This is a genomic window from Kosakonia oryzae, assembly GCF_001658025.2.
GTDB classification, from domain to species: Bacteria; Pseudomonadota; Gammaproteobacteria; order Enterobacterales; family Enterobacteriaceae; genus Kosakonia; species Kosakonia oryzae.
In genome coordinates, this window is sequence record NZ_CP014007.2 from 4,425,446 (window position 1) to 4,450,346 (window position 24,901).

General features: G+C 56.6%; 21 protein-coding genes. 10 read left to right on the forward strand and 11 right to left on the reverse strand.

The window, feature by feature from the left end:
• Positions 1–33 precede the first annotated feature (33 nt).
• Positions 34–378: an iron-sulfur cluster insertion protein ErpA gene (gene erpA, locus AWR26_RS21020; RefSeq protein ID WP_007373210.1), complete on the reverse strand. Its 345-nt coding sequence runs from the start codon at positions 376–378 to the stop codon at positions 34–36.
• An 82-nt stretch (positions 379–460) separates the two neighbouring features.
• Entirely contained in the window at positions 461–1,867 is a 1,407-nt protein-coding gene (clcA, locus tag AWR26_RS21025) for a H(+)/Cl(-) exchange transporter ClcA (RefSeq protein WP_064568398.1), read from the reverse strand.
• A 169-nt stretch (positions 1,868–2,036) separates the two neighbouring features.
• On the opposite strand from clcA, the gene hemL reads away from it, so the two are divergent.
• A complete protein-coding gene (hemL, locus tag AWR26_RS21030; protein WP_064568399.1) occupies positions 2,037–3,317 on the forward strand; it encodes a glutamate-1-semialdehyde 2,1-aminomutase in 1,281 nt (426 codons plus the stop codon).
• A gap of 54 nt (positions 3,318–3,371) precedes the next feature.
• On the opposite strand, the gene fhuB is transcribed toward hemL, so the two are convergent.
• The 6 genes from fhuB to hrpB all read right to left on the reverse strand — a co-directional run bounded on the left by fhuB (position 3,372) and on the right by hrpB (position 14,648).
• The gene (gene fhuB, locus AWR26_RS21035) at positions 3,372–5,354 is read right to left on the reverse strand and encodes a Fe(3+)-hydroxamate ABC transporter permease FhuB (protein ID WP_064568400.1); all 1,983 of its coding nucleotides are present in this window, start codon (positions 5,352–5,354) and stop codon (positions 3,372–3,374) included.
• Positions 5,351–6,241: a Fe(3+)-hydroxamate ABC transporter substrate-binding protein FhuD gene (gene fhuD / locus AWR26_RS21040; protein WP_064568401.1), complete on the reverse strand. Its 891-nt coding sequence runs from the start codon at positions 6,239–6,241 to the stop codon at positions 5,351–5,353. Before fhuD ends, fhuB begins: the two co-directional genes overlap by 4 nt.
• Positions 6,241–7,038: a Fe3+-hydroxamate ABC transporter ATP-binding protein FhuC gene (fhuC, locus tag AWR26_RS21045; RefSeq protein WP_064568402.1), complete on the reverse strand. Its 798-nt coding sequence runs from the start codon at positions 7,036–7,038 to the stop codon at positions 6,241–6,243. The genes fhuD and fhuC overlap by 1 nt, the downstream gene beginning before the upstream one ends.
• Positions 7,039–7,085: 47 nt before the next feature.
• Positions 7,086–9,338 carry a ferrichrome porin FhuA gene (gene fhuA / locus AWR26_RS21050; RefSeq protein WP_064568403.1) on the reverse strand — a complete coding sequence of 751 codons (2,253 nt, stop codon included), beginning with the start codon at positions 9,336–9,338 and terminating at the stop codon, positions 7,086–7,088.
• 241 nt (positions 9,339–9,579) lie between these two features.
• Positions 9,580–12,108 carry a bifunctional glycosyl transferase/transpeptidase gene (gene mrcB, locus AWR26_RS21055; RefSeq protein ID WP_064568404.1) on the reverse strand — a complete coding sequence of 843 codons (2,529 nt, stop codon included), beginning with the start codon at positions 12,106–12,108 and terminating at the stop codon, positions 9,580–9,582.
• 110 nt (positions 12,109–12,218) lie between these two features.
• On the reverse strand, positions 12,219–14,648 hold the full coding sequence (gene hrpB, locus AWR26_RS21060; RefSeq protein WP_064568405.1) for an ATP-dependent helicase HrpB: 2,430 nt from the start codon (positions 14,646–14,648) through the stop codon (positions 12,219–12,221).
• Between the two features lie 73 nt (positions 14,649–14,721).
• Between hrpB and thpR the strand changes: the two genes are divergently transcribed.
• The 9 genes from thpR (at position 14,722) to panD (ending at position 21,792) form a co-directional block, all read left to right on the forward strand.
• Positions 14,722–15,255 (forward strand): RNA 2',3'-cyclic phosphodiesterase, encoded by a 534-nt coding sequence (gene thpR / locus AWR26_RS21065; protein ID WP_064568406.1) that lies wholly within the window; start codon positions 14,722–14,724, stop codon positions 15,253–15,255.
• A gap of 12 nt (positions 15,256–15,267) precedes the next feature.
• Positions 15,268–15,972: a DNA/RNA nuclease SfsA gene (sfsA, locus tag AWR26_RS21070; RefSeq protein WP_043954964.1), complete on the forward strand. Its 705-nt coding sequence runs from the start codon at positions 15,268–15,270 to the stop codon at positions 15,970–15,972.
• A gap of 174 nt (positions 15,973–16,146) precedes the next feature.
• A complete protein-coding gene (gene dksA / locus AWR26_RS21075; RefSeq protein ID WP_007373199.1) occupies positions 16,147–16,602 on the forward strand; it encodes an RNA polymerase-binding protein DksA in 456 nt (151 codons plus the stop codon).
• A 91-nt stretch (positions 16,603–16,693) separates the two neighbouring features.
• Positions 16,694–17,560: a tRNA glutamyl-Q(34) synthetase GluQRS gene (gluQRS, locus tag AWR26_RS21080; protein ID WP_139227948.1), complete on the forward strand. Its 867-nt coding sequence runs from the start codon at positions 16,694–16,696 to the stop codon at positions 17,558–17,560.
• Positions 17,561–17,644: 84 nt separating this feature from the next.
• Complete coding sequence (gene pcnB / locus AWR26_RS21085) at positions 17,645–19,042, forward strand: polynucleotide adenylyltransferase PcnB (RefSeq protein WP_206062530.1); 1,398 nt, start codon at positions 17,645–17,647, stop codon at positions 19,040–19,042.
• A complete protein-coding gene (gene folK / locus AWR26_RS21090) occupies positions 19,039–19,518 on the forward strand; it encodes a 2-amino-4-hydroxy-6-hydroxymethyldihydropteridine diphosphokinase (protein ID WP_064568408.1) in 480 nt (159 codons plus the stop codon). Before pcnB ends, folK begins: the two co-directional genes overlap by 4 nt.
• 99 nt (positions 19,519–19,617) lie before the next feature.
• Entirely contained in the window at positions 19,618–20,409 is a 792-nt protein-coding gene (gene panB / locus AWR26_RS21095) for a 3-methyl-2-oxobutanoate hydroxymethyltransferase (protein WP_064568409.1), read from the forward strand.
• Between the two features lie 11 nt (positions 20,410–20,420).
• Positions 20,421–21,284, forward strand: a complete 864-nt coding sequence (gene panC, locus AWR26_RS21100; protein WP_064568410.1) for a pantoate--beta-alanine ligase — start codon at positions 20,421–20,423, stop codon at positions 21,282–21,284.
• Between the two features lie 127 nt (positions 21,285–21,411).
• Positions 21,412–21,792: an aspartate 1-decarboxylase gene (panD, locus tag AWR26_RS21105; RefSeq protein WP_020456583.1), complete on the forward strand. Its 381-nt coding sequence runs from the start codon at positions 21,412–21,414 to the stop codon at positions 21,790–21,792.
• Positions 21,793–21,797: 5 nt separating this feature from the next.
• Here the strand turns inward: panD and AWR26_RS21110 are convergent, their stop codons facing one another.
• The 3 genes from AWR26_RS21110 to AWR26_RS21120 all read right to left on the reverse strand — a co-directional run bounded on the left by AWR26_RS21110 (position 21,798) and on the right by AWR26_RS21120 (position 24,866).
• The gene (locus tag AWR26_RS21110; RefSeq protein WP_064568411.1) at positions 21,798–23,042 is read right to left on the reverse strand and encodes a polysaccharide deacetylase family protein; all 1,245 of its coding nucleotides are present in this window, start codon (positions 23,040–23,042) and stop codon (positions 21,798–21,800) included.
• A gap of 130 nt (positions 23,043–23,172) precedes the next feature.
• The gene (locus tag AWR26_RS21115) at positions 23,173–23,943 is read right to left on the reverse strand and encodes an ABC transporter permease (RefSeq protein ID WP_043954970.1); all 771 of its coding nucleotides are present in this window, start codon (positions 23,941–23,943) and stop codon (positions 23,173–23,175) included.
• Positions 23,940–24,866: an ABC transporter ATP-binding protein gene (locus AWR26_RS21120; protein ID WP_043954971.1), complete on the reverse strand. Its 927-nt coding sequence runs from the start codon at positions 24,864–24,866 to the stop codon at positions 23,940–23,942. The genes AWR26_RS21115 and AWR26_RS21120 overlap by 4 nt, the downstream gene beginning before the upstream one ends.
• Positions 24,867–24,901: the final 35 nt, after the last annotated feature.

The window sequence follows — 24,901 nt, forward strand, 5'->3', positions numbered from 1 at the left end:
AAACGCGGCTTTTTTACAGGCAGCAAACGGTTCTCAGATGCTGAAAGAGGAACCACAGCCGCAGGTGCTGGTCGCATTCGGGTTGGTTACCACGAAGCGGGAGCCTTCCAGGCCTTCGGTATAATCTACCGAACCGCCGACCAGATATTGCAGGCTCATCGGATCAACCACCAGGCCAACGCCCTGCTTCTCGATAGTCATATCACCATCGTTGATTTGATCGTCAAAGGTAAAACCGTACTGGAAGCCGCTGCAACCACCACCGGTGATGTAGACACGCAGCTTCAGATTCGGGTTATCTTCGTCCGCAATCAGGTTCTTTACTTTGTTGGCTGCTGCGTCGGTAAACTCCAGCGGCAGCGCTACGTCATCACTCATGTCTTGCTCCCAATTGATACTGCGATCTGGGCAAATATTAACCCGATCTTTTCGGCTATTATCCAGTATGCAACTAAATCGTTCAAGTATTCTCCCGCGCTATATGAGGATCCGCGCTGGCAGCTTGCCTGGCAAGCGTACGTGCCAGAATAGCGGAATAGAGCGGTTTACCGCCAAGAAACTGCGCTAACAGTGTCGCACCAAGGCAGGTAATGATCATTGGCAATATAAGCTGATAATTGTCTGTCATTTCCAGAACCAGCACGATCCCGGTCAGCGGCGCGCGTAACGACGCCGCCAGCAACGCCCCCATTCCGGCAATGGCAAACGTCCCGGCATCTAACTGATAATGCGGGAAGATAATAGCGCTCGCGCTGCCGAACGCCATCCCCAGGACTGTACCCAGCGCCAACATCGGCGCAAAAATACCGCCCGGTGCGCCGGAACTAAAACAAAGCAAGGTGGTGATTACGCGGGCAAGGAAAATGAACAACAGCATGCCGACGGTATAATTGCCCGCCGTCGCTATCGGGATGAGGGCAAAACCGCCGCCGGAGAGCGCTGGCGCAACCAGCCCCAAAACACCGCACGCACCGCCAACGATGCCGCCAATCAGCACCCACTTCCCGGTATGTCCGCCATGAAGTCGCTGAAACAGATCCTGGGTACGCAGCACTAACGCATTAAACAGTGGTCCGATACAACCAAACACCATTCCCAGCAGCAGATAGAGCCACAGCGTATTTACCGGCGCATTACTGAGCTTGCCGACATCGATCACTGCCGCCTCGCCGTTAAACAGCCGGAACACAATGCTCGACATGATCACGCCGGTAAACACCGCTTTAATCGAGATCAGGTTGTAGTGAAACTGCGAACGCATCTCTTCAATAATGAACAGAATCCCTGCCAGCGGCGCGTTAAACGCCGCTGAAAGCCCGGCCGCGGCACCGGTCGCCAGCAACGTATGGCGGGCTTCACCACTGCGCAGGCGAAACAGATCGCCCACCATTCGCCCGATATTGCCGCCGATCTGCACCGTCGGTCCTTCACGCCCCAGTACCATACCCGCTCCCAGCGTTCCCATACCGCCGATGAATTTCACCGGCAGCACGCGCCACCAGCGCACCGGGCGCAGTTCTTCAAGTGCGCCTTCAATTTCAGGAATACCGGAACCACCCGCCTCCGGCGCAAAGCGCCGCACCAGCCAGTAGCCAATCATCGCCAGGCACGCCGAACCGATAAACGCCAGCGGCCAAACCAGCGCACTGTTCGCCACTTGTCCCAATGCGCCGATACGCGCGTTCAATACCGCGTTGACCGCTTTCTCAAACGCCACGCCAACCAAACCCGTCAGCGCACCGGCTATTGCAGCCACCACTAAAATTGCCAGCGGCGTTTTATCGCGTTGCAGCATCTGACGCAGAATATTCCGTCGACGGCGCTGCTCAACTTGTTGTTGTTCGAATGAGGGAGTCTCTGCTTGCATCTGATTTTCTATAGGTCATACAAAAGGGGTATTGTAACCAGCGACTGCCGCCGCGTCGCGGGGGAATGTCCTGCAAAATATGTCGTTTCACCGGGGCAAAACTTTCATAACATTCGTGTAATCACATAGAATGACCGGCATTGCATTTTCCACGAACCAGGAATGAAAGATGAATAAGTCTGAAGAACTCTTTAACGCAGCGCGCGAACTGATCCCCGGCGGTGTCAATTCTCCGGTCCGCGCCTTTACCGGCGTTGGTGGTACACCGCTGTTTATCGAGCGTGCTGACGGTGCTTATTTGTATGACGCCGACGGCAAAGCCTATATCGATTACGTCGGTTCCTGGGGGCCTATGGTGCTTGGGCACAACCACCCAGCCATTCGCAACGCTGTTATTGAGGCGGCCAGCCGTGGGCTGAGCTTTGGCGCCCCCACGGAGATGGAAGTCAAAATGGCCGCGCTGGTAACCGAACTGGTACCCACCATGGATATGGTACGCATGGTGAACTCCGGTACGGAAGCCACCATGAGCGCCATCCGCCTGGCGCGTGGTTTTACCGGCCGCGATAAAATCATCAAATTCGAAGGTTGCTATCACGGCCATGCCGACTGCCTGCTGGTGAAAGCCGGTTCCGGCGCGTTGACCTTGGGCCAGCCAAACTCACCGGGCGTTCCGGCTGATTTCGCCAAACACACGCTGACCTGCACCTATAACGATCTCGATTCCGTCCGCGCGGCCTTCGAACAGTATCCGCAGGATATCGCCTGTATCATCGTTGAGCCGGTTGCCGGCAATATGAACTGCGTACCGCCGCAGCCGGAATTCCTGCCGGGCCTGCGCGCGCTGTGCGATGAATTCGGCGCGCTGTTGATCATTGACGAAGTGATGACCGGTTTCCGCGTTGCGCTGGCGGGCGCGCAGGCTTATTACGGCGTCGAGCCGGATCTAACCTGTCTGGGCAAAATTATCGGCGGCGGCATGCCGGTAGGCGCGTTTGGCGGACGCCGTGAAGTGATGGACGCACTGGCGCCGACCGGCCCGGTCTATCAGGCCGGCACACTCTCTGGCAACCCGATTGCGATGGCCGCGGGCTATGCCTGCCTGACCGAAGTGGCGCAGCCGGGCGTTCACTCCACGCTAACCGAACTGACCACACAACTGGCCGATGGTCTGCTGGAAGCTGCGCAGCAGGCAGGTATTCCGCTGGTCGTTAACCACGTAGGCGGCATGTTCGGCCTGTTCTTTACCGATGCGCCAGCCGTGACCTGCTATCAGGATGTGGTGAAGTGCGACGTTGAACGCTTTAAGCGTTTCTTCCATCTGATGCTGGAAGAAGGCGTTTATCTTGCGCCATCAGCGTTTGAGGCGGGCTTTATGTCCGTGGCACACAGTGAAGAGGATATCGATAACACTATCGATGCCGCACGTCGCGTTTTCGCGAAGCTGTAATGTTTTTTGCCGGATAAGGCACAGCCCTCTCCCCGGTGGGGAGAGGGAAAAAAATTAGCGGCTCTGCTTTCTCAGTAAATAGATAAAGTACGGTGCGCCGATAAACGTCGACAGCAATCCCGCCGGGATCTGGAACGGAAACATCAGCATCCGCCCGCACCAGTCAGCAAACACCAGCAAAATTCCCCCGACCAGCGCCGAAATGACAATATGCGGCATCGTACGACGGAATCCCATCATCCGCGCAATATGCGGCGCCATCAGACCCACAAAGCTCAACGGGCCGATGGTCATGGTCGCGGTAGCCGTCAACGCTGCAGCCAGCAACAATAGCGCGATACGTGAAGATGTCAGAGCCAGGCCAACCGCGCGCGCCGTATCGCCGCCGAGCGGTAAAATCATCAGCCAGCGACGGCAAAGCGGTGTCAACGCCAGCAGGATCACCATCATTACGCCGCTACGCAGCACCTGATCGCCCGAGGCGCTATAGGTACTGCCGGAAATCCACGTCAGGATCGCCGCCATACGCGGATCCCCACTGGCCTGCAACATCATCAGCAACATAGTGAAGGCGGTACTGAGCGCCATCCCCGCCAGCAGCATGCGGTGCGGCGAGAATCCTCCGCGCCCGGCGGCGATCATAATGATCAGCAGTGTCAGCGCCGCGCCGAGGCTCCCGGCGGGCATCAGCCAGCCAAACGCGTTGCCGGGCACGAAGAACAGCATTAGCACCACACCAAAGGCGGCACCAGAGCTGATCCCCAGCACTTCCGGGCTGGCCATTGGGTTACCGGTCAGGCGCTGAATGATGCAACCCGCGACAGCCAGCATCACCCCGGCGGTCAGCGCGGCAATAATGCGCGGCCAGCGCCACGGCAGCAACTCCTGCAACAGCGTGCCGCTGGCCCAGTGCCAGCCCTGTGCATCGCGACCAAAAGCCAGCGCGGCCCACATCACCAGCAACAGCACCACCAGCCCTCCCAGCACAAACCACGGTACCTGCTGACGTTCAGCCGCGACATTATCCCCGGCGTCCATGGCGGGGGTATTCATACTCCGCAGACGCGGCAACAGCCACAGCAGCAGCGGAGCGCCAATCAACGCGGTGATCGAACCGGTGGAGACTTCCATCCACACCCGCGTCAACCACCAGATGATCTGGTCGGAGAGCCAGAGGATCAGCGCGCCAATCAGCGGCGCTAACAGCAGCCGCGCCAGCAGACGACGTGCGCCGAGCATTTTTGCCAGCAGTGGCGCAAACAGGCCGATAAAACCGATGATCCCCACCGCATTCACCAGTAACGCGCTCAGGACAATCGCCAGCGTCAGCGCAGCCAGGCGCGCCATCGACAGCGCAAGCCCCAGATTGCGCGCAACGCCATCATCCAGCCCCATCAGCGTGAGCGGGCGCAGCAACAGCAACGTCAGTACAGCGCAGCCAAGTAGCTGCGGCCACAGACTTTGCGCCACGCTCCAGTCGGTCTGCGTCAGCGTTCCGGTGCTCCACAAAAACATGCTTTGCAGTTGATCGTGGTGAAACAACACCAGCAACTGGTTGATCGCGCCGCAATAGAGGCTGACCACCAGACCGGCGAGGATCAGCGTCACCGGCGACAACCGTTTTCCCCACGCCACACCAAATACCAGCGCGCCAACGGCGCCTGCGCCGATCAACGCCGCAAACTGCGAGGCCAGCACGCCCGGAATAGCCCACAGTGTAGTAATCGTGATGCCCAACTGCGCGCCGGTCGCCACGCCCAGCGTGGTCGGTTCGGCCAGCGGGTTACGCAATACCTGCTGGAACAGCACGCCAACCAGCCCAAGCCCCGCGCCCACCAGCAGCGAGACGGCGAGGCGCGGCAACAGGCTGTAATGGAACAGCATCTGATCGATCAGATTCATATCGGGGGCACGAAACGCCTGCCCCCACTGCGCACGCGGCAGAGCAACGTTTAAGTTGCTCCAGGTCAGCCAGGCTGCGGCGACAAACAGCAGCGCCAGCAAGAAGACCGGGAAACGCGCAATACGCTGGCTCATGCCCGGCCTCCCAGCGCCTTATCCAGCACGCGGGTGAAGTGCATCGCCGACAGTGTCGCGCCATAGAACCAGACCGCCGGAACGCGCTGGAAACGGCCAGCCCGGACAAACGGCATCGCCTGCCACAGCGGCGTCGCCATCAGCTTGCGCATATCCTGCTCATTACCGTGATCGAAACAGAGCACATCCACATCTTTGTACGCTGCCAGCCTGTCGATACCGACCGTCACGCTGCCCCAGAAAGTGGTTTCCCCCTGCCAGGCATTGCGCACGCCCAGCTGATCGAGCACCGCCTGGAACAGGCAGTTCTCGGCAAACACCAGCACATGGCGCGGATCGAGCAGGGTAATCATCAATAACGGACGATCGCCGCGCCGGGCGAAATGCGGTTTTGTCCCGTCAATTAACGCATCAAACTGATCGAGATGTTTTTTGGCTGCGGCTTCCAGATTCAGCATGTGCGCCATTTCGTTCAGCGAACGTCGGGCCAGCGCCAGCGGTTGTTTACCGTCGCTGAAGGTAAAACCGCGCCCCGGTGCGATCTTCGCCAGTTTGGCTTCATCCGGGCCGTAACCCGCCGACCAGACCAGCAGCGAGGGTTTCATCTGCGTGAGTAATTCGAGGTTCGGTTCGGTACGCAAACCAACGTCAATCACCGAAGCGGGCAGCGACGGTTCGTTAACCCAGATGTTGTAATTATGCACATCGGCAACGCCATACGGCGTGATGCCCAGCGCCAACAGCAATTCCACCGGCAGCCATTCCAGCGCCACAATACGGTGCGGATCAACGGTTGCCGCACGAGCGCTGCGCAGATGCCACAGCAACGGAGAGAGCGCCATCGCCGTCAGTAAACGACGACGGCTAATCGAGTGCAGACCAGCCATCAGTAGACAAAACTCACCGGTGCTGCGCCCGCCGGATGCGGCAGGATCCCCATCGGGATACCGTAAATATGTTCAAGCGTATCAGCACGCATCAGCGCGTCCGGTGTGCCTTCGGCGATCATTTCACCACCGCGCAGCGCCACCAGGTAGTCACAATAACGCGCCGCCATATTGATATCGTGCAGCACAGCAATCACCGTCAGCCCGCGCTGCTGGCTTAAGCGGTGCACCAGCGCCAGCACATCGACCTGGTGCGCGATATCCAGCGCCGAGGTCGGTTCATCCAGTAACAGGCAGCGGCTGTCCTGCGCCACCAGCATCGCAATCCACGCCCGCTGACGCTCGCCGCCGGAGAGACTATCCACCAGCCGGTGCGCCAGCGGTTTTAGCCCGACCAGCGCTATCGCCTCTTCCACTTTTTCTCTGTCGGCCACGCCAAAACGCCCCAGCGCACCGTGCCACGGATAGCGGCCAATCGCCACCAGCTCACGCACCGTCATCCCTTCCGCCTGCGGCAACTGCTGCGGCAGATAAGCCACTTTGCGGGCAAACGCCTTGCTGTTCCAGCTCTCCAGCGGCTGCCCGTCGAGCAGAATGTCGCCCGCAGAAGGCGGCTGATGACGGCCGAGCATTTTCAGCAATGTGGATTTGCCCGAGCCATTATGGCCAATCAGGCCAGTAACTTTCCCTACCGGGAATGTCAGGGAGAGAGGCTGCAGCAGCGTACGTCCCGGCACGCTAAAAGCAACCTCGGTCAGTTGAAAGGTAGTATCGGGAAGCGCTCTGTTTTCCTGCATGATTGCCAACTTATAAAAGGGCACGGCTAACCGTGCCCGAAGAGAGATTAAAAGCGGAAGGTTGCGGTCGCCACCACCTGACGTTCTGCGCCCCAGAAACAGCCGTACGTGTTGAAGCAACTGGCAACGTATTCACGATCGAGCAGGTTATTCACGTGAAGCGCGACGTTGGAACCCGCCAGGCCAACACGCGCCAGATCGTAGCGCACCAGTGCATCGACAACTGTGTAGCTGCCCACCTTAAAGGAGTTCGCCGGATCGCCATAGCTTGAACCAGTGAGACGTGCGCCGGTGCCTAATGTCAGACCAGACAACGCACCGTCGTAAAAGGTGTAGTCGCCCCACAGTGACGCCATATGTTTAGGCACTTGCGCCGGAGTGTTGCCTTTGTAGTTGGTATCAGTGGTGTATTCAGCCTGGGTATAGGTATACGAACTCACCACGTTGATATTCGCTGACAGCGCCGCTTTGGCTTCGATTTCCACGCCGCGCGCGCGAATTTCACCGCCTTCAACAGACCAGAAAGAACCGTTTGGATCGGCCATCAGGTTGTTGCTCTTGGTGAGCTGATAAACGGCACCGGTCATGACAATCGGACGATCTTTCGGGCTGTATTTCACGCCTGCTTCGTACTGCTTGCCTTTGGACGGTGCGAAAATAGCGCCGCTCGCCCCGGTGGTCGATGCCGGTTCAAACGACTCGCTATAGCTAAAGTATGGCGTTACGCCATTGTCGAACAGGTAGTTAACACCGCCACGCCAGGTAAACTGCTTATCATCGCGTTCCGCTGTGATATTGGTGGTGCGGTTGAATGCGCTCTGTTTAGCCCAGTCATAACGGCCGCCCAGCGTAACCAGCACCTTATCCCACTGCGCCTGATCCTGTGCGTAAAGGCCCGTTTGTTGCTGGCGGTTCAGGATCTGGTAAGCACCAGAAGGCGTCGGACGAGCACCAAAATCGAAGTCACCGCGATCAAGGTTGTAGATGTCAGACGGAGCGACAGAGCCTGCATAGCCAAACCATGAATTAATGTCGTTACGCATACGCATGTAATCGACGCCGGTCAGCAGAATGTGATCCACTGAACCGGTAGCAAATTTGCTTTGCAGTTGCGTATCGACGGAGAAGTTCTGCAACTTCTCGTGATCGATCACATACTGGCGAGTCAGGTAATGGCCCCACTCCGACTGCGCAATGCCTGCACATGGGCTGCTCGCCGGAGCGCTTGCATAGAGTGGATCAGAACACATTCCATAACCGTAAACGCTGTTTTGCGACGTTTTATTCTCGGCGTAACGCAGGTTCTGGCGCACGGTGAAGGTGTCATCGAACGCATGTTCGAAGCTATAACCCACCATTTTCTGGTTACGGGAATAGGTGTTGTTCTTCGCGCCTTCGTTGAAATCGGTCGGCAGACGCGAGCCATTCGGCAGCGGTTGAACCGTTCCCTCTTTCGGCAACCAGCCGTAATAGCCGGTTTCCGGCTCGTTCTGGAAGTAAGAGAGGAACGTAAAATTCGTTTTGTCATCCGGGCGCCAGGTAAAGGATGGCGCAACGGTGTAGCGCTGCTCTTTTTTGTCTTCCTGCTGCGCATTCGCCGAACGCGCAAGACCGGTTAAGCGATAAGAGAAGACGCCGTCATCATCCAGCGCATCGCTGAAATCAAACCCGGTCTGGAACAGGTTGTCTGTGCCTGCTTTGAACTGTATTTCATACAACGGCGTGGTGGTTGGGCGCTTGCTGACCATATTCAACAGGCCGCCGGGGCTACTTTTTCCGTAGAGAACGGAGGTTGGGCCGCGCAGGATTTCTGCGCGCTCAATCATATAAGGATCAATTACCGCGTCATTGTAGAAGTTGCCCTGCATCTTCAGACCGTCGAGGTAGTTGTTCTGGCTCTGACCATCCGCGGCGAAACCACGAATAATCAGGTAGTCGTAGGTATTGGAGGCACCGCGTGTGCCGACCGCAACGCCCGGTGTATAGCTGAGAGCTTCTTTCACGGATTTCGGCTGATGCAGCGCGATCTCTTCGCTGGTCACCACGGAAATAGACTGAGGTGTTTTCTCCAGCGGCATATCCGTTTTGGTGGCTGTAGCGGTATGTTTCGCCGCGATGGTAGCCGCCGGACCCCACGCATTTTCCTGCGCAGCAGGCGCGGTGGTTACGGTGATGGTTTCTTCATTCTGGGTTGTTGCAGCCTGTGCATAAACAGACATGCCGCTAACCGCTGTGGCTACTACAACTGCGATTTTACGCAGCGTAGTGTTGACTGGCTGAGCAGTTTTTGGACGCGCCATTGGTTTATCTCTGAATCAATGAGTGAACGATAACGTAAACGATAATTATTATTATGACCGCAGCATAATATGCGAAGCGTTGTACGCATAGCAAGCAGTAAGCCGCGCGAGAGCACCTGAGGGATGAAGAAATAACCAGATAAAAAACGTGGGGTTAAAAGGTGTTTAAGAGGTCGTTATCTGAATGTTTGCGATAGCGAAAAAAGGGAAAACCCCGGCTTTGTTACCGGGGTTTTCAGGGTTAATTACTGCCAAACATCTCTTTGATCCAACCTGCGACGCCATCGCTTTTCTGCTCTTGCTGTGGCTGTTGCTGAGGTTGCTGTTGTTGCGGCTGCTGCTGCGGCTGCGTTGACTGATCAAACGGGTTGCCGGTTTGCGGCTGCACCTGATTCTGCTGGCACAGCGTTTCCGGGCTGGTTGTCCAGACCGGCAGTGAACGCGAACCGCCACCGCCGCAGACAAAGTTGCCCATATCGTCGACACCCATTGTGGTGATGTCTTCCGGCGGCGTCAGATCCAGCGGGATCGGCGACTGGTTTTCCAGATAACGCTGGTAAATCGCCATCGCGCCGCTTGCACCATACAGCTTCGTCGGCTGGTTATTATCACGCCCCACCCAGGTGATGGTCACTTCACGCCCGTCGATACCGGCAAACCAGGTATCAACGTTATTGTTAGTAGTACCAGTTTTCCCGGCCAGATGCAGACCCGGATATTTCGCACCCAACTGACGTCCCGTACCGCGCTGAACCACCTGTTGCATGGTCCACAGCGTCATGTACGCCGCCTGCGCCGGCACCGCACGTTCGGCCTGCGGGAAGCTCTGATACAGCACCGTACCATCTTCCGCAATTACTGAACGCAGAGCGGAAAGCGGCGCGCGGTTACCGCCGCTGGCGATAGTCTGGAACGCCTGCGCCACTTCAATTGGTGTCAGGTTCAGCGCACCGAGCAGCATTGACGGCATGCCGGTAAGCTGTTCTTTCGGCGCACCCAGTTTCAGCCAGGTATCCGTTACCGCTGGCAGACCAACCGCCATCCCGAGATTAACCGTCGGCACGTTCATCGAACGTGTCAGCGCATCCACCAGCATAACCTGACCGCTGAAACGGCGATCATCGTTCTGTGGCGCCCAAACCTGGCCGTTCGACAACCGCAAAGAGATCGGCGCATCGGCAATCCAGGTATTGAGGCGATAGACATTCGGCTGGCTCAGCGCCGTCAGATAGGTCGCCGGTTTCGCCAGTGAACCAATGGAACGGCGCGCCTGCATGGCGCGGTTATAGCCCGCGAACTGCGGCGTCGCGCCACCAACCATGGCCCGAACTTCGCCGGTATAGCGGTCTACTACCACCATCGCCGTTTCAAGATCGCTCAGTTTGCGCTGTTTGATCAGCGCCGGAATACCTTCCACGGCAGCTTTTTCTGCCGCGTCCTGCGCGACAGAATCAAAGGTTGTGAAAATCTTCACGCCGGAGAGATCTTTCACTTTATCTCCGAGTTTCGCCTGCAACTCCTGACGCACCATCTGCATAAACGCCGGCTGCGGTGAAATCACCCCGCCGCGCGGCTGTACGCCCAGCGGACGTGCGCTCAGCATGTCATACAGTTCCTGATCGATGACATTTTGCTGTTGCAGCAGACGCAACACCAGGTTACGGCGCTCCAGTGCCAGTTTCGGGTTACGCCACGGGTTATAAACCGACGCCCCTTTTACCATGCCCACCAGCAACGCCTGTTGATCGAGGCTCAGCTCCTCCACCGGACGGCCAAAATAATAGAGGCTCGCCAGCGGGAAACCGCGGATCTCGTTGTCACCGCTCTGACCGAGGTAAACCTCGTTCATATACAGTTCAAGAATACGATCCTTGCTGTAGCGGGCATCCATAATCAGCGCCATATAGGCTTCGTTGGCTTTACGCCAGTACGACCGTTCGCTGCTAAGGAACAGGTTCTTCACCAGTTGCTGCGTCAGCGTACTTGCCCCTTGTACCGTGCGTCCGGCGGTCAGGTTTGCCAGCACCGCACGGCCAATGGAATAGAAGCTGATACCGTCATGTTCATAGAAATGGCGGTCTTCGGTCGCCAGCAGGGTATCAACCAGCAGATCCGGGAAACCGTTACGCGGCACAAACAGACGCTGCTCGCCGTTCGGCGAAGAGAGCATCGTAATGAGGCGCGGATCGAGACGGAAGAAACCGAACTGGCGATTACTGTCCATATTCTCGATGGTTTCCAGACGATCGCCGTCAAAGGTCAGACGCGCGCGCACCTGCCCCTCTTTGCTGTCCGGGAAATCAAACGGGCGGCGGATCATCTCAATGCTTTTCGCCTGCACGGTAAATTCGCCGGGACGCGTCATCTTCGTCACCTGGCGGTACTGCGTGGCTTCCAGCAGTTTTACCATTTCGTTCTTGCTGATCGCCATATCCGGCTCAAGGTTGACCATGCGGCCATAAACCGCAGCCGGCAACTGCCAGACTTTACCGTCGATACGGGCGCGGATTTTTTGATCCAGATAAACGCCATAAATGGCGCACAGCACGGCTAAAACGATGAAAATTTTCAACAACAGCCAGAACCAACCGCGTTTGCCGCGTGGCTTCCCGCCTTTGCCTTTACCTTTTCTCGGCATCGGTTCTTCATCCTCATCATCATCGTAATCGTCGTAGTCCTCTTCCCGGAGTCGGCGACGACTAATTTTTTCTTTCGCCGGACGCACAGGTTTCCCCTTACGTCCAATTGGCTCGCGGTCATTCCCCGCCATGCTTTACTCTCCGCTACATTCAGGCGCAAGGGCCTGATTCTCAGTTCTTTTGCCAACGGGCAGAAGAAGAAATCTCTCAATTTTTAGCGCATCGCGCTGCCCAGCCGGGTTTACGAATACTTCTTTGTACGCCGGGTCGGCGCGGTATTCGCCGGATCGTCCGGCCAGACATGTTTCGGATAGCGCCCTTTCATCTCTTTTTGCACTTCACGATAAGCGCCGTTCCAGAATGCACTTAAATCCCGCGTAATTTGCAACGGCCGCTGCGCCGGGGAAAGCAGCTCCAGCACCAGCGCGACGCGCCCCTGGGCAATCGTCGGCGTGGCCGCTTCGCCAAACATCTCCTGCATGCGCACCGCCAGCGCCGGTGGGTTATCTTCATGATAACGGATGGCAATCCGGCTTCCCGTCGGCACAGTGTAATGCCCCGGCAGTTCACTATCCAGCCGTTGACGTAATGACCACGACAGGGTGTTTTGTAATGCCTGCGTAACATCCAGCGCTTTTAAATCGCGCAGCGAACGGATACCGCCCATTTGCGGCAGTAACCATTGCTCCAGATTCTCCAGTAAAGAGGCCTCATCCACGGCGGGCCAGCCCTCTTCCGGCAGCCATTTCGCCGCGCAGTGTAAACGTAAACGGTACTGCACAGCCTCCGGTGTCCAGTTCAAAACTTGCAAGCCTTTATCGCGGATGCCGTTAAGCATCGCCTGATGCAGTTCCTCTTCCGAGGGTTTAGCCAGCGGCTGCACTTTCACCGTTAACAGGCCAATCCTGCTACGGCGAAAGGCTTTTAACGTGCCTTGCGCCTCGTCCCATTCGACGGTATCTGATTGCTGCAACAGTTGCGGACAGCGGGCGATCAGCGCCTCAATATCGAGCGGCAAGGCCAGTAAAATGCGCGCATCCGGTGACTGACTTCCCTGCAATAACAACGGTGCAAGCAGCCACTCATGGCGATTTAGCGCATCATCGGCATCCAGCGTCGCCCCCATGCCGTTCGCCAGTTGATAACGCCCTTCCTGCCCGCGCCGGCGCGCAATACGATCGGCAAACGCACCGGCAAGCAGTGGCGCCACCGCGCTGATATCCGCTTCTCCCCCGCTGCTTTTCAGCCTGCGAGCGAGCTGGCGCGCACGCTGTTGCCAGTTTGGCTGCGTGCGCGAAAAGGCCGCGCTTAAATCACTGTTTCCGCCGCGAGGCGGTTCTTCAAGGATGGCGGCCAGCGCTGCCGCCGTCGCGATCTCATCATCCCCTTTCGCCGCCGCCAGCATTGCGGCCAGCCGCGGATCGTTACCCAGCGCGGCCATTCGCTGACCAAACGCTGTTAAACGCCCCTCTTCCAGCGCCCGCAGTTGCGTAAGCAGCGTGCGCGCCGCCGCCAGGTTAGTCGCCGGAGGCAGATCCAACCAGCAAAGTTGCGCAGCATCCTGGCATCCCCAGAGTAATAATTCCATCAACAGGCCGGATAAATCGCTGTGCAGAATTTCCGGACTGCTTTGCGCCGCCGCACGTTCAGCCTGCTCTTTACTCAATAAATGTACACAAATCCCCGCTTCCAGACGCCCGGCGCGTCCGGCACGCTGCGTCATCGACGCCACGCTGATGCGCTGTGTCACCAGCCGGGTTAAGCCGCTGCGGGGATCAAAACGGGCCACGCGCTCCTGCGCGCTGTCTACCACCAGGCGAATACCTTCGATGGTCAGACTGGTTTCGGCAATATTGGTGGCGAGCACCACTTTGCGCTGACCGGCGGGCGCGGGCAGAATCGCCTTGCGTTGCTCGCTAAGCGGCAATGCGCCATACAGCGGACAGAGCAGCACATCGCTGCCGACGCGGGCGGACAGTTGCTCCTGCACGCGCTGGATCTCACCCACGCCCGGTAAAAACAGTAATAAAGAACCGCGTTCCTCGCGCAGTAATCCGCTAACGACCTGCGCCACGGCTTCATCAAAGCGCTGATGCGCTGCCAGCGCCTGATATCGTTGCTCGACCGGGTATGCCCGCCCGGCGGAAACGATGGCAGGTGCCTGCGGCAAAAGAGTTTGCAGACGTTCGTTATCCAGCGTGGCGGACATCACCAACAATTTAAGATCGTCGCGTAGGCCCTGCTGGAGATCCAGCAACAACGCCAGCGCCAGATCCGCCTGCAAGCTGCGTTCATGGAATTCATCGAGGATCACCAGCCCAATGCCGTTCAGCTCCGGATCCTGCTGAATCAGGCGCGTTAAAATCCCTTCAGTGACCACTTCCAGGCGCGTGTTCGGCCCTACGCAGGTTTCTGCCCGCATGCGGTAACCCACGGTCTCGCCGGGTTTCTCATTCAGCAGTTCCGCCAGCCGCTGCGCCACATTGCGCGCCGCCAGGCGACGCGGCTCCAGCAGCAAAATCCGCCCGTTGATTTCCCCCTGCTGCAGCAGTTGTAACGGCAGCCAGGTGGATTTCCCGGCACCGGTCGGCGCGCTCAACAACACCTGAGGAGAGGAACGTAACGCAGCAAGGATATCGGGCAGAACAGCAGCAACCGGCAGTGAGGACACAAAAGCTCCAGAGGATTCACATAAGAAGGCCAGCTAGTATACCATCGCCATAATTCATTACCGAGAACACGCCATGCCCGAATCAAAAAGGCTGTTTTTCGCCATCGAACTGCCTGCCGACATCCAGACGCAGGTCATTCACTGGCGCGCGCAGCACTTTCCTCCCGAAGCCGGACGCCCGGTGGCAGCAGCAAACCTGCATCTGACGCTGGCATTCCTCGGCGAGATCAGCGCGGAAAAGCAGCGTGCGCTGGAAGGGCTGGCCGGGCGCATTCGCCAGCCGGGTTTTACGCTTCATCTGGATGATGCTGGCCAGTGGCTGCGATCCCGAGTGATTTGGCTCGGTTCGCGCCAGCCGCCACGCGGGTTGCTGCAACTGGCCGATATGCTGCGCGCGCAGGCTTCGCGCAGCGGATGTTATCAAAGCCCTCAACCGTTTCATCCGCACATTACGTTGCTGCGCGACGCCAGCCGCGCGGTGCCAATCCCGCCGCCGGGGTTTCGCTGGTCTTTCCCGGTCAGCGAATTTGCCCTGTATGAATCGCAGTTTATCCAGGGACGCACGCGTTACACGCCGCTAAACCGCTGGACGCTTACAACAGAATAATAAGGATTTCCTATGGAATTTATTCCGCCGCTTAAATCCGCCACACTGATTCAGCGCTATAAACGTTTCCTGGCGGATGTGATTACCCCGGAAGGAGAAACCCTGACATTACATTGTCCTAATACCGGAGCAATGACGGGCTGCGCAACGCCAGGCGATACGGTGTGGTATTCCACTTCGACAAATCTGAAGCGCAAATATGCACACACCTGGGAATTAACTCAAACCCAGCAGGGAGCATTTATTTGCGTCAACACCCAGCAGGCCAATGCATTAACAAAAGAAGCCATTCTCGCCGGTCGCCTGGCGGAACTGACGGGATATAGCTCGCTGAAAAGCGAAGTAAAATATGGTGCGGAGCGTAGCAGAATTGACTTTCTGTTACAGGCAGAGGATCGTCGCAACTGCTATATTGAAGTGAAATCGGTCACGCTCGCCGAGCAGCAGTCAGGCTACTTTCCGGATGCCGTCACCCTGCGAGGACAAAAGCATCTGCGGGAGTTAATGAGCGTCGCGGCCAGCGGCGATCGCGCGGTAATTCTGTTTGCCGTCCTGCACTCTGCCGTTGAACATTTTTCTCCAGCACGCCATATTGACGAGGAATACGCACGGTTATTGAGTGACGCACAACGTCAGGGGGTAGAAGTAATCGCTTATAAAGCGGAACTTTCTGCCGATAATATCACTCTTAGGTTGCCGCTACCTTTTACTATATAGAGGGCAAGCGTTTGACGGGTCAGTGAATTGTTCGCGTGCGCAAATACGCTTTTCCTCACAGCCTTGTCAAGTGTTACGTTTAGATATTTGCCATCTGTAAAAGCATCTGTTATTTATAGCGGCCTGATTTTTCCCCCACACGGGGATCGATAGTGCGTGTTAAGGAGAAGCAACATGCAAGAAGGGCAAAACCGTAAAACATCGTCCCTGAGTATTCTCGCCATCGCTGGGGTGGAGCCGTATCAAGAGAAACCGGGCGAAGAGTATATGAACGAAGCCCAGCTGGCGCACTTCAAGCGAATTCTTGAAGCATGGCGTAATCAACTCAGGGATGAAGTCGATCGCACCGTTACGCATATGCAGGACGAAGCTGCTAACTTCCCGGATCCGGTTGACCGTGCCGCTCAGGAAGAAGAGTTCAGCCTCGAACTGCGTAACCGCGATCGCGAGCGCAAGCTGATTAAAAAGATCGAGAAGACGTTGAAAAAAGTAGAAGACGAAGATTTCGGCTTCTGTGAATCCTGCGGCGTGGAAATTGGTATCCGTCGTCTGGAAGCGCGTCCGACTGCCGATCTGTGCATCGACTGTAAAACGCTGGCGGAAATCCGCGAAAAACAGATGGCGGGTTAATCCCCCACTATCACTGATGACGCATCACTTAGGCGTGGTGCGCCTTATACGGCGGGAGTGATTCCCGCCCTATATTTTTTTGCCTGTCGATATGCCTGAATCACACTATATTGGGCGCTTTGCGCCATCTCCTTCCGGTGAACTGCACTTTGGCTCATTGATTGCTGCGCTTGGCAGCTACCTGCAGGCCCGCGCCAATCAGGGTGCCTGGCTCGTCCGTATCGAAGATATTGATCCCCCTCGTGAGGTTCCCGGTGCAGCCACGACGATTTTGCGTCAGCTGGAACACTACGGTTTACACTGGGACGGTGAAGTGCTGTGGCAATCGCAGCGACATGATGCCTACCGTGAAGTGCTCGCCACTTTGCAACGTGGCGGATTAAGTTACTTCTGTACCTGCACCCGCGCGCGTATCCAGAGTATCGGCGGCATCTACGATGGCTATTGCCGCACCCGACACAACGGCCCGGAAAATGCCGCGCTACGTCTGTTGCAACATCAGCCGGTGCTGTATTTTGACGATCGGCTACGCGGCCGTATTGTGGCCGATGAAAAACTGGCGCGGGAAGATTTCATTATTCATCGTCGTGATGGGCTATTCGCTTACAACCTGGCCGTCGTGGTTGACGATCATTTTCAGGGCGTGACGGAGATCGTTCGCGGCGCGGATCTGATTGAACCGACAGTGCGGCAAATCTCGCTCTATCAGCAGCTTGGCTGGCCTGTGCCTGGGTATATTCATCTACCGCTGGCGCTTAATGAGCAAGGGAATAAGCTCTCCAAGCAAAACCATGCCCCTGCCTTGCCTGGCGGCGATCCCCGCCCCATAATAATCAGGGCTTTACAATTTCTGAACCAGGATGTAACAAATGAGTGGCAGGATCTCAGCATCGAAGCGTTGCTGAATCGGGCGGTCGAAAATTGGTCACTTTCCCGCGTGCCAGAGGGGCAGATGTGAATACATCATTCTCAAATGCGTCGCGCTGAGCTATGATTAGCCGCTATTTTTTTGTCCTGACGTTTGACACTACCGAGGTGTACTATTTTTACCCGAGTCGCTAATTTTTGCCGCAAGGTGCTAAGCCGCGAAGAGAGCATCGCCGTTGAGGCGCTGGCTCAACCGCAGATGACGGTTATTCCGCGTGAGCAGCACGCTATTTCCCGCAAAGATATCAGTGAAAATGCGCTCAAAGTGCTCTATCGTCTGAATAAAGCGGGCTACGACGCTTACCTGGTAGGCGGCGGCGTGCGCGACTTATTGCTGGGCAAAAAACCCAAAGATTTTGATGTCACCACCAGCGCCACGCCGGATCAGGTACGCAAACTGTTCCGCAACTGCCGGCTGGTCGGCCGCCGTTTCCGCCTTGCACATGTCATGTTCGGCCCGGAAATTATTGAAGTTGCCACCTTCCGCGGTCATCACGACGAACAGCAAACCGATCGTTCTATTTCCCAGCGCGGCCAGAACGGTATGCTGCTGCGAGACAATATCTTCGGTTCTATCGAAGAAGATGCCCAGCGTCGCGACTTCACCATCAATAGCCTTTATTATAGCGTCGCCGATTTTACCGTGCGTGATTACGTCGGTGGCATGCGCGATCTGGAAGAGGGCGTGATTCGCCTGATTGGCAACCCGGAAACCCGCTACCGTGAAGATCCGGTGCGCATGCTGCGCGCGGTGCGCTTTGCCGCCAAGCTGGGGATGCGCATCAGTGAAGAGACGGCCGAGCCGATCCCACGTCTTGCCACATTAATTAACGATGTTCCGCCCGCGCGTCTGTTTGAGGAATCCCTCAAACTGTTGCAGGCGGGCTATGGTTACGACACCTGCCGCTTACTGCGCGAATATGGCCTGTTCCAGCCCCTGTTCCCGACCATCACCCGCTACTTCACCGAAAAAGGTGACAGCCCGATGGAGCGCATTATTGAGCAGGTGCTGAAGAATACCGACAACCGTATCCACAATGATATGCGCGTCAATCCGGCGTTCCTGTTTGCCGCTATGTTCTGGTATCCGCTGCTCGAGGAAGCGCAGCGCATCGCGCAGGAAGGCGGGCTTGCCTATTACGATGCATTCGCGCTGGCAATGAATGATGTGCTGGACGAAGCCTGTCGTTCGCTGGCCATTCCAAAACGCATTACGACGCTTATCCGTGATATCTGGCAGCTACAGCTACGCATGTCCCGCCGCCAGGGCAAACGCGCCTGGAAGCTGATGGAGCATCCGAAATTCCGCGCCGCTTACGATCTGCTGGCGCTGCGCGCCGAAGCGGAAAACAACGGCGAGCTGCAACGTCTGGCGAAATGGTGGGGTGAATTCCAGGTTTCAGCGCCGCCCGCACAAAAAGATATGCTGGATGATTTAGGCGAAGAGCCAGCAGAACGCCGCCGTCACCGTCGCCCGCGTAAACGTACGCCGCGCCGTGAGGGCAGTGCGTGACCCTCGCTTACATCGCGCTGGGCAGCAATCTCGCATCGCCGCTTGATCAGGTCAACGCGGCGATCGCCGCCCTCGGCGAAATCCCACACAGCCGCATTGTGGCAGTATCTTCGCTCTACCGCACTCCCCCGCTCGGGCCGCCGGATCAGCCGGATTATCTCAACGCTGCCGTGGCGCTGGAGACAACGCTTGCGCCGGAAGCGCTGCTCGATCACACCCAACGGATTGAGTTGCAGCAGGGCCGCGTACGTAAAGCGGAGCGCTGGGGGCCACGCACACTCGATCTCGATATTATGTTGTTCGGTGCCTTAACGCTGAATACGCAGCGCCTGACGGTGCCGCATTACGATATGAAAAACCGGGGTTTTATGCTGTGGCCGCTGTTTGAAATCGCCCCCGATCTGTACTTCCCGGATGGTGCTTCGCTGCGAGCCACGCTGGAATTGCTCAACGCGCCAAAACCCGAAGCCTGGTAATTCCCCCTGCTGCCTCGTTGAGGCGGCCTAAAATCATTGCCCACCTGAATGTTACTGATAGAATGCGCCAAAACACGCTTTGAACTATCAGGAAACACTATGAAACCTACCACCATCTCCTGGCTGCATAAGTGTAAACAGGATAAGAAACGCTTCGCGACAATCACCGCTTACGACTACAGCTTCGCCAAATTGTTTGCCGAAGAAGGGATTAACGTGATGCTGGTTGGCGACTCGTTAGGGATGACGGTACAAGGTCATGATTCCACCCTGCCCGTCACCGTGTCAGATATCGCTTATCACACACAAGCGGTGCGCCGTGGTGCTCCGGCATGCCTGCTGCTCGCCGATCTGCCGTTTATGGCGTATGCCACGCCGGAACAGGCCTTTGAGAATTCCGCCATCGTGATGCGCGCAGGCGCCAATATGGTGAAAATTGAAGGCGGCCGCTGGCTGGCGCCGACGGTAAAAATGCTCACCGAACGCGCGGTGCCGGTGTGCGGTCATCTCGGCCTGACGCCGCAATCGGTCAATATTTTCGGCGGTTACAAAGTTCAGGGGCGCGGCGACGCAGCTCAGGGGCTGCTTGACGATGCGCTGGCGCTGGAAGCTGCCGGAGCGCAACTGCTGGTGCTGGAGTGCGTGCCGGTTGAACTGGCGCAGCGCATTACCGCCGCATTAACCATTCCAGTAATCGGAATTGGCGCAGGCAATGTTACCGACGGTCAGATTCTGGTTATGCATGACGCTTTTGGCATCACTGGCGGCCATATTCCTAAATTTGCTAAAAATTTCCTCAATGAAGCAGGCGACATGCGCGCAGCGGTCAGGCAGTATGTTGCCGAAGTCGAGTCCGGCGTCTATCCGGGCGAAGAACACAGTTTCCATTAAGGAGTCCTGTTGTGTTGATTATTGAAACACTCCCGCTGCTGCGTCAGCATATTCGCCGACTGCGTCAGGAAGGGAAACGTATTGCGCTGGTCCCGACCATGGGTAACCTGCACGATGGCCATATGAAGCTGGTCGATGAAGCAAAAGCCCGCGCCGACGTAGTAGTAGTGAGCATTTTTGTGAACCCGATGCAATTCGACCGTCCGGACGATCTGGCGCGCTATCCGCGTACCTTGCAGGATGATTGCGAAAAGCTGAACAAGCGCAAGGTGGATTTTGTCTTCGCGCCTGCACCTGCCGATATCTATCCGCAGGGCACCGAAGGTCAAACCTATGTTGACGTACCGGGCCTCTCCACCATGCTGGAGGGTGCCAGCCGTCCAGGGCATTTCCGCGGCGTTTCTACCATCGTCAGCAAGTTGTTTAATCTGGTACAGCCGGATATCGCCTGCTTCGGCGAGAAGGATTACCAGCAGTTGCAGCTGATCCGCAAAATGGTGGCCGATATGGGCTATGACATTGAGATCGTCGGCGTACCAACGGTCCGCGCGAAAGATGGTCTGGCACTGAGTTCACGCAACGGTTACCTCACCGCTGACGAGCGTAAAATCGCTCCGGCATTGAGCAAAGTGATGAATGCCACTGCGGAGAAATTGCAAACTGGTGTGAGTGACGAAGAAGAGCTGATCGCCATTGCAGCCCAGGAAATCAACGATGCTGGTCTGCGCGCTGACGATATCCAGATCCGCGACGCCGACACGCTGGAAGCGCTTTCGGCCAAAAGCCAGCGGGCGGTGATTTTAATGGCGGCATGGCTCGGACAGGCGCGCCTTATCGACAATAAAGTGGTTGAACTTGCCCGCCAGGCAGGGTAAAAATTTCGCCAGGACTCCACTCTCGTTAAGACTTTTCACGGTCGACGGGAGTGAAATGAGCATGCGGGGAAATGCAGGATGCCGCCCCTCATTTTTAGCTGACTTATCCGTAATGAAGGTTTAACTCATGATTCGCACAATGCTGCAAGGCAAGCTCCACCGCGTCAAAGTGACACAGGCCGACCTGCACTATGAAGGTTCCTGCGCTATTGACCAGGATTTCCTTGAGGCGGCTGGTATTCTCGAATATGAAGCCATCGATATCTATAACGTGACCAACGGCAAACGCTTCTCAACCTACGCTATTGCCGGGGAACGTGGTTCCAGAATTATTTCGGTTAACGGCGCAGCGGCGCACTGCGCAGACGTGGGCGATATCCTGATTATCGCCAGCTACGTTACCGTACCGGATGAGGTTGCCCGTAGCTGGCAGCCGAAAGTGGCCTATTTTGACGGCGACAACGAAATGAAACGCACCGCGAAAGCTGTGCCGGTTCAGGTTGCCTGATTCCCCTACCCCTGCGGCTGGTTACTGATCAGCCGCGCCATCGTTTCCAGCGAATCCGTTCTTAGCACGTACAAACGCTTCAGCAAGAACGGATTATCGCCCGGCTTCACTTTCCCGCGTACTGTCGTGACCGCCATATGAAAACCGGCGTCATTGGCCGCTTTTATCGCGAGCTCGTTATAACCGCCAAACGGGTAGGAAAGATAGAGCACGTGCGGGTTGAACTGCGCCAGCGCCCGGCGGGAGCGTTTAAAATCAAACAGGATGTTGTGGTAGCTGCGGCTGAGCAATATCGGGTGCATCGTGCCATCGACCCGGTGCAGGAAGTGCGTATGCGACTGCACGTCAAACACGTCACGCATGCTGTTCAGCTCCGACACGCTCATAAACTGTAACGACTTCGGATCCCATTTCTGCGGCTTCAGTTTAATGCGCGAGGAGATAATAAACGCCGTCGCTTTAAAACCGTATTCACGCAGGATCGGGTAAGCGTAACAGTTGACCGATTTCAGGCCATCATCAAAGGTGATCACCACCGAACGTGCGGGCAGGTTCATGCGGTTACGCACATAGCCTTCAAGCTGATACATCGACAGCGTGGTATATCCCTGATCGCGCAGCCAGGTCATCTGGTTAGTAAAAGCGCGTACCGACGTGGTGGTGGAGGTATGACGGAAACGGGTGTTTTCCTCGTCGCGCAGAATGTGATGGTAGGTCAGCACCGGAATACCACTGTCTTCCTGCGCATCCAGGCTGCTTACCCAGGCCAGCCGGTTGCCGATGCGGATCTGGAACCAGGTCTGGTTCAGGCGATCTTTCAGCTTATCGATAATGGGATAACGCAGGTTTTCCGCCAGCGTACCAAATTGTTCACTGCGGTTATCCGGTGCCGTATACAGCGGCGTATCCTGCCACGTTACCAGATTCTGGTTACTCAGCGGCTTATTCAGATCGCCAAGGCTGTCCTCAACGCGCTGCTTGCCTTCCACCGCGCTCAGGTGGCCTTTATCGATAAAACCGCTGCCAAAGCCGAAGCGAAAGGCGTAGTAATCCTCTGCGCCCGGCACCACCGCCAGAATTTGCCCGGCGCGAATATTGCCGACCGTCACCACTCTGTCGCCGACCTGCGCCCAGATATTGGCATCCTCGTTGGTTTGCATATAGCGCGCAGGAATGCGCTGTTCACTGACAATGCTGGCAGACGCGCTACAGGTAACCAGTAGCAGCAGAAGGGTAATCAAACGCGACATGAGACGAACCGGGTTGAGAGACTGTCATTAGTGTAACAAAACTGCACATATTCAAAGGCCGGAGTAAGTACAAAAAACAGCCTGTTCAGATAGGCTGGCTCTCTTGTGCAAAAGAGCCAGCCCGCAGAGATTAGCTGCGCAGCCCGCGGCCGCGATTAATCAAGTACCAGCAAATAAAATAGAAAGCGATGATAAACACCACCAGCACGGCCACAGTGGTGAACAGCGGAACGTCGGTAATGCCGAGGAAACCAAAACGGAAGCCGCTGATCATATAGACTATCGGGTTCAGGTGCGACAGCGCCTGCCAGAACGGCGGCAGCAGCGTCAGGGAGTAAAATACCCCGCCCAGATAGGTCAACGGTGTCAGCACAAAGGTCGGGATCAGGCTGATATCGTCAAAGGTTTTGGCAAACACCGCATTCAGCAGACCGGCCAGCGAAAACAGCACGGCGGTCAGCAGCAGCGTTAAACCGACAAACAGCCATGAATGCACCTGAAACGGCACGAAAAACAGCGAAACGGCAGTAACCAGAATACCGACGCACAGCCCGCGCGCCACGCCGCCGCCAACATAGCCAGCAATAATCACATGCGTCGGAACCGGCGCGACCAGCAGCTCTTCAATATTGCGCTGAAACTTAGCGCTGAAGAATGACGATGCGACGTTGGCGTAAGCGTTAGTGATCACTGCCATCATGATCAGCCCCGGCACGATAAACTGCATGTAGGTGAAACCGTGCATTTCACCAATCCGCGAACCGATCAGATTGCCGAAAATAATAAAGTAGAGCGTCATGGTGATCACTGGCGGCACCAGCGTTTGTACCCAGATCCGCATGAAACGCTGGATCTCTTTGTACCAGATACTCTTCAGCGCCACCCAATAGAGCTGCATCATGCGCTTTCTCCTTTTCTGTCATGAACCAGCGTGACAAACAGCTCTTCGAGACGGTTGGCTTTGTTACGCATACTCAACACCTGTATACCCTGCGCACTGAGCTGGCTGAAAACGCTGTTCACCCCCTGCTCGCGCAGCACTTCGACTTCCAGCGTGGAAGTATCCACCAGCCGGTACTGATACCCCTCCAGCTTCGGCAGCGGGCATTTCGGCGCCAAATCGAGAATAAAAGTTTCCGATTTCAGTTTGGAAAGCAGCGCTTTCATCGAGGTGTTTTCGATCAAATCGCCGCGCTGAATGATGCCGATATTGCGGCACAGCATCTCCGCCTCTTCCAGATAGTGGGTGGTGAGGATAATGGTGGTGCCTTTATCGTTCAGATCTTTCAGGAAGCCCCACATGGAACGACGCAGTTCAATATCCACGCCTGCGGTCGGCTCATCGAGGATCAGCAGTTTCGGTTCATGCATCAGCGCACGGGCGATCATCAGGCGACGCTTCATACCGCCGGAGAGCATCCGCGCGCGTTCGTTACGTTTTTCCCACAGATCAAGCTGGTTCAGGTATTTTTCGCTGCGCACCAGCGCTTCTTTGCGATCCACACCGTAGTAGCCCGCCTGGTTCACCACGATCTGCTGGACGGTTTCAAACGGGTTAAAGTTAAACTCTTGTGGCACCAGCCCCAGCTGGCGTTTGGCGTTGACCACATCTTTTTCCAGGTCATAGCCAAAGACGCTGACGCGCCCGGACGTTTTATTGACCAGCGAACTGATGATGCCGATGGTGGTGGATTTCCCTGCGCCATTCGGTCCAAGAAGCGCGTAGAAATCCCCGGCTTCTACTTTCAGGTCAATACCGCGCAGCGCCTGAACGCCGCCCGGATAGGTTTTTTTAAGCTGCTCAAGCTCCAGTGCAATGGTCATGAAATATCGCTTACCTTTTTTACACTCGATGTGTA

Bases quoted from the DNA above. Each gene is read 5' to 3' on its own strand.
- AWR26_RS21115 (WP_043954970.1), bottom strand. From the start codon at position 23,943: ATGATGCAGCTCTATTGGGTGGCGCTGAAGAGTATCTGGTACAAAGAG.
- fhuB (WP_064568400.1), bottom strand. From the start codon at position 5,354: ATGAGCCAGCGTATTGCGCGTTTCCCGGTCTTCTTGCTGGCGCTGCTG.
- fhuD (WP_064568401.1), bottom strand. From the start codon at position 6,241: ATGGCTGGTCTGCACTCGATTAGCCGTCGTCGTTTACTGACGGCGATG.
- dksA (WP_007373199.1), top strand. From the start codon at position 16,147: ATGCAAGAAGGGCAAAACCGTAAAACATCGTCCCTGAGTATTCTCGCC.
- hemL (WP_064568399.1), top strand. From the start codon at position 2,037: ATGAATAAGTCTGAAGAACTCTTTAACGCAGCGCGCGAACTGATCCCC.
- fhuC (WP_064568402.1), bottom strand. From the start codon at position 7,038: ATGCAGGAAAACAGAGCGCTTCCCGATACTACCTTTCAACTGACCGAG.
- fhuA (WP_064568403.1), bottom strand. From the start codon at position 9,338: ATGGCGCGTCCAAAAACTGCTCAGCCAGTCAACACTACGCTGCGTAAA.
- clcA (WP_064568398.1), bottom strand. From the start codon at position 1,867: ATGCAAGCAGAGACTCCCTCATTCGAACAACAACAAGTTGAGCAGCGC.
- erpA (WP_007373210.1), bottom strand. From the start codon at position 378: ATGAGTGATGACGTAGCGCTGCCGCTGGAGTTTACCGACGCAGCAGCC.
- AWR26_RS21120 (WP_043954971.1), bottom strand. From the start codon at position 24,866: ATGACCATTGCACTGGAGCTTGAGCAGCTTAAAAAAACCTATCCGGGC.
- panD (WP_020456583.1), top strand. From the start codon at position 21,412: ATGATTCGCACAATGCTGCAAGGCAAGCTCCACCGCGTCAAAGTGACA.
- panB (WP_064568409.1), top strand. From the start codon at position 19,618: ATGAAACCTACCACCATCTCCTGGCTGCATAAGTGTAAACAGGATAAG.
- AWR26_RS21110 (WP_064568411.1), bottom strand. From the start codon at position 23,042: ATGTCGCGTTTGATTACCCTTCTGCTGCTACTGGTTACCTGTAGCGCG.
- thpR (WP_064568406.1), top strand. From the start codon at position 14,722: ATGCCCGAATCAAAAAGGCTGTTTTTCGCCATCGAACTGCCTGCCGAC.
- sfsA (WP_043954964.1), top strand. From the start codon at position 15,268: ATGGAATTTATTCCGCCGCTTAAATCCGCCACACTGATTCAGCGCTAT.
- mrcB (WP_064568404.1), bottom strand. From the start codon at position 12,108: ATGGCGGGGAATGACCGCGAGCCAATTGGACGTAAGGGGAAACCTGTG.
- gluQRS (WP_139227948.1), top strand. From the start codon at position 16,694: ATGCCTGAATCACACTATATTGGGCGCTTTGCGCCATCTCCTTCCGGT.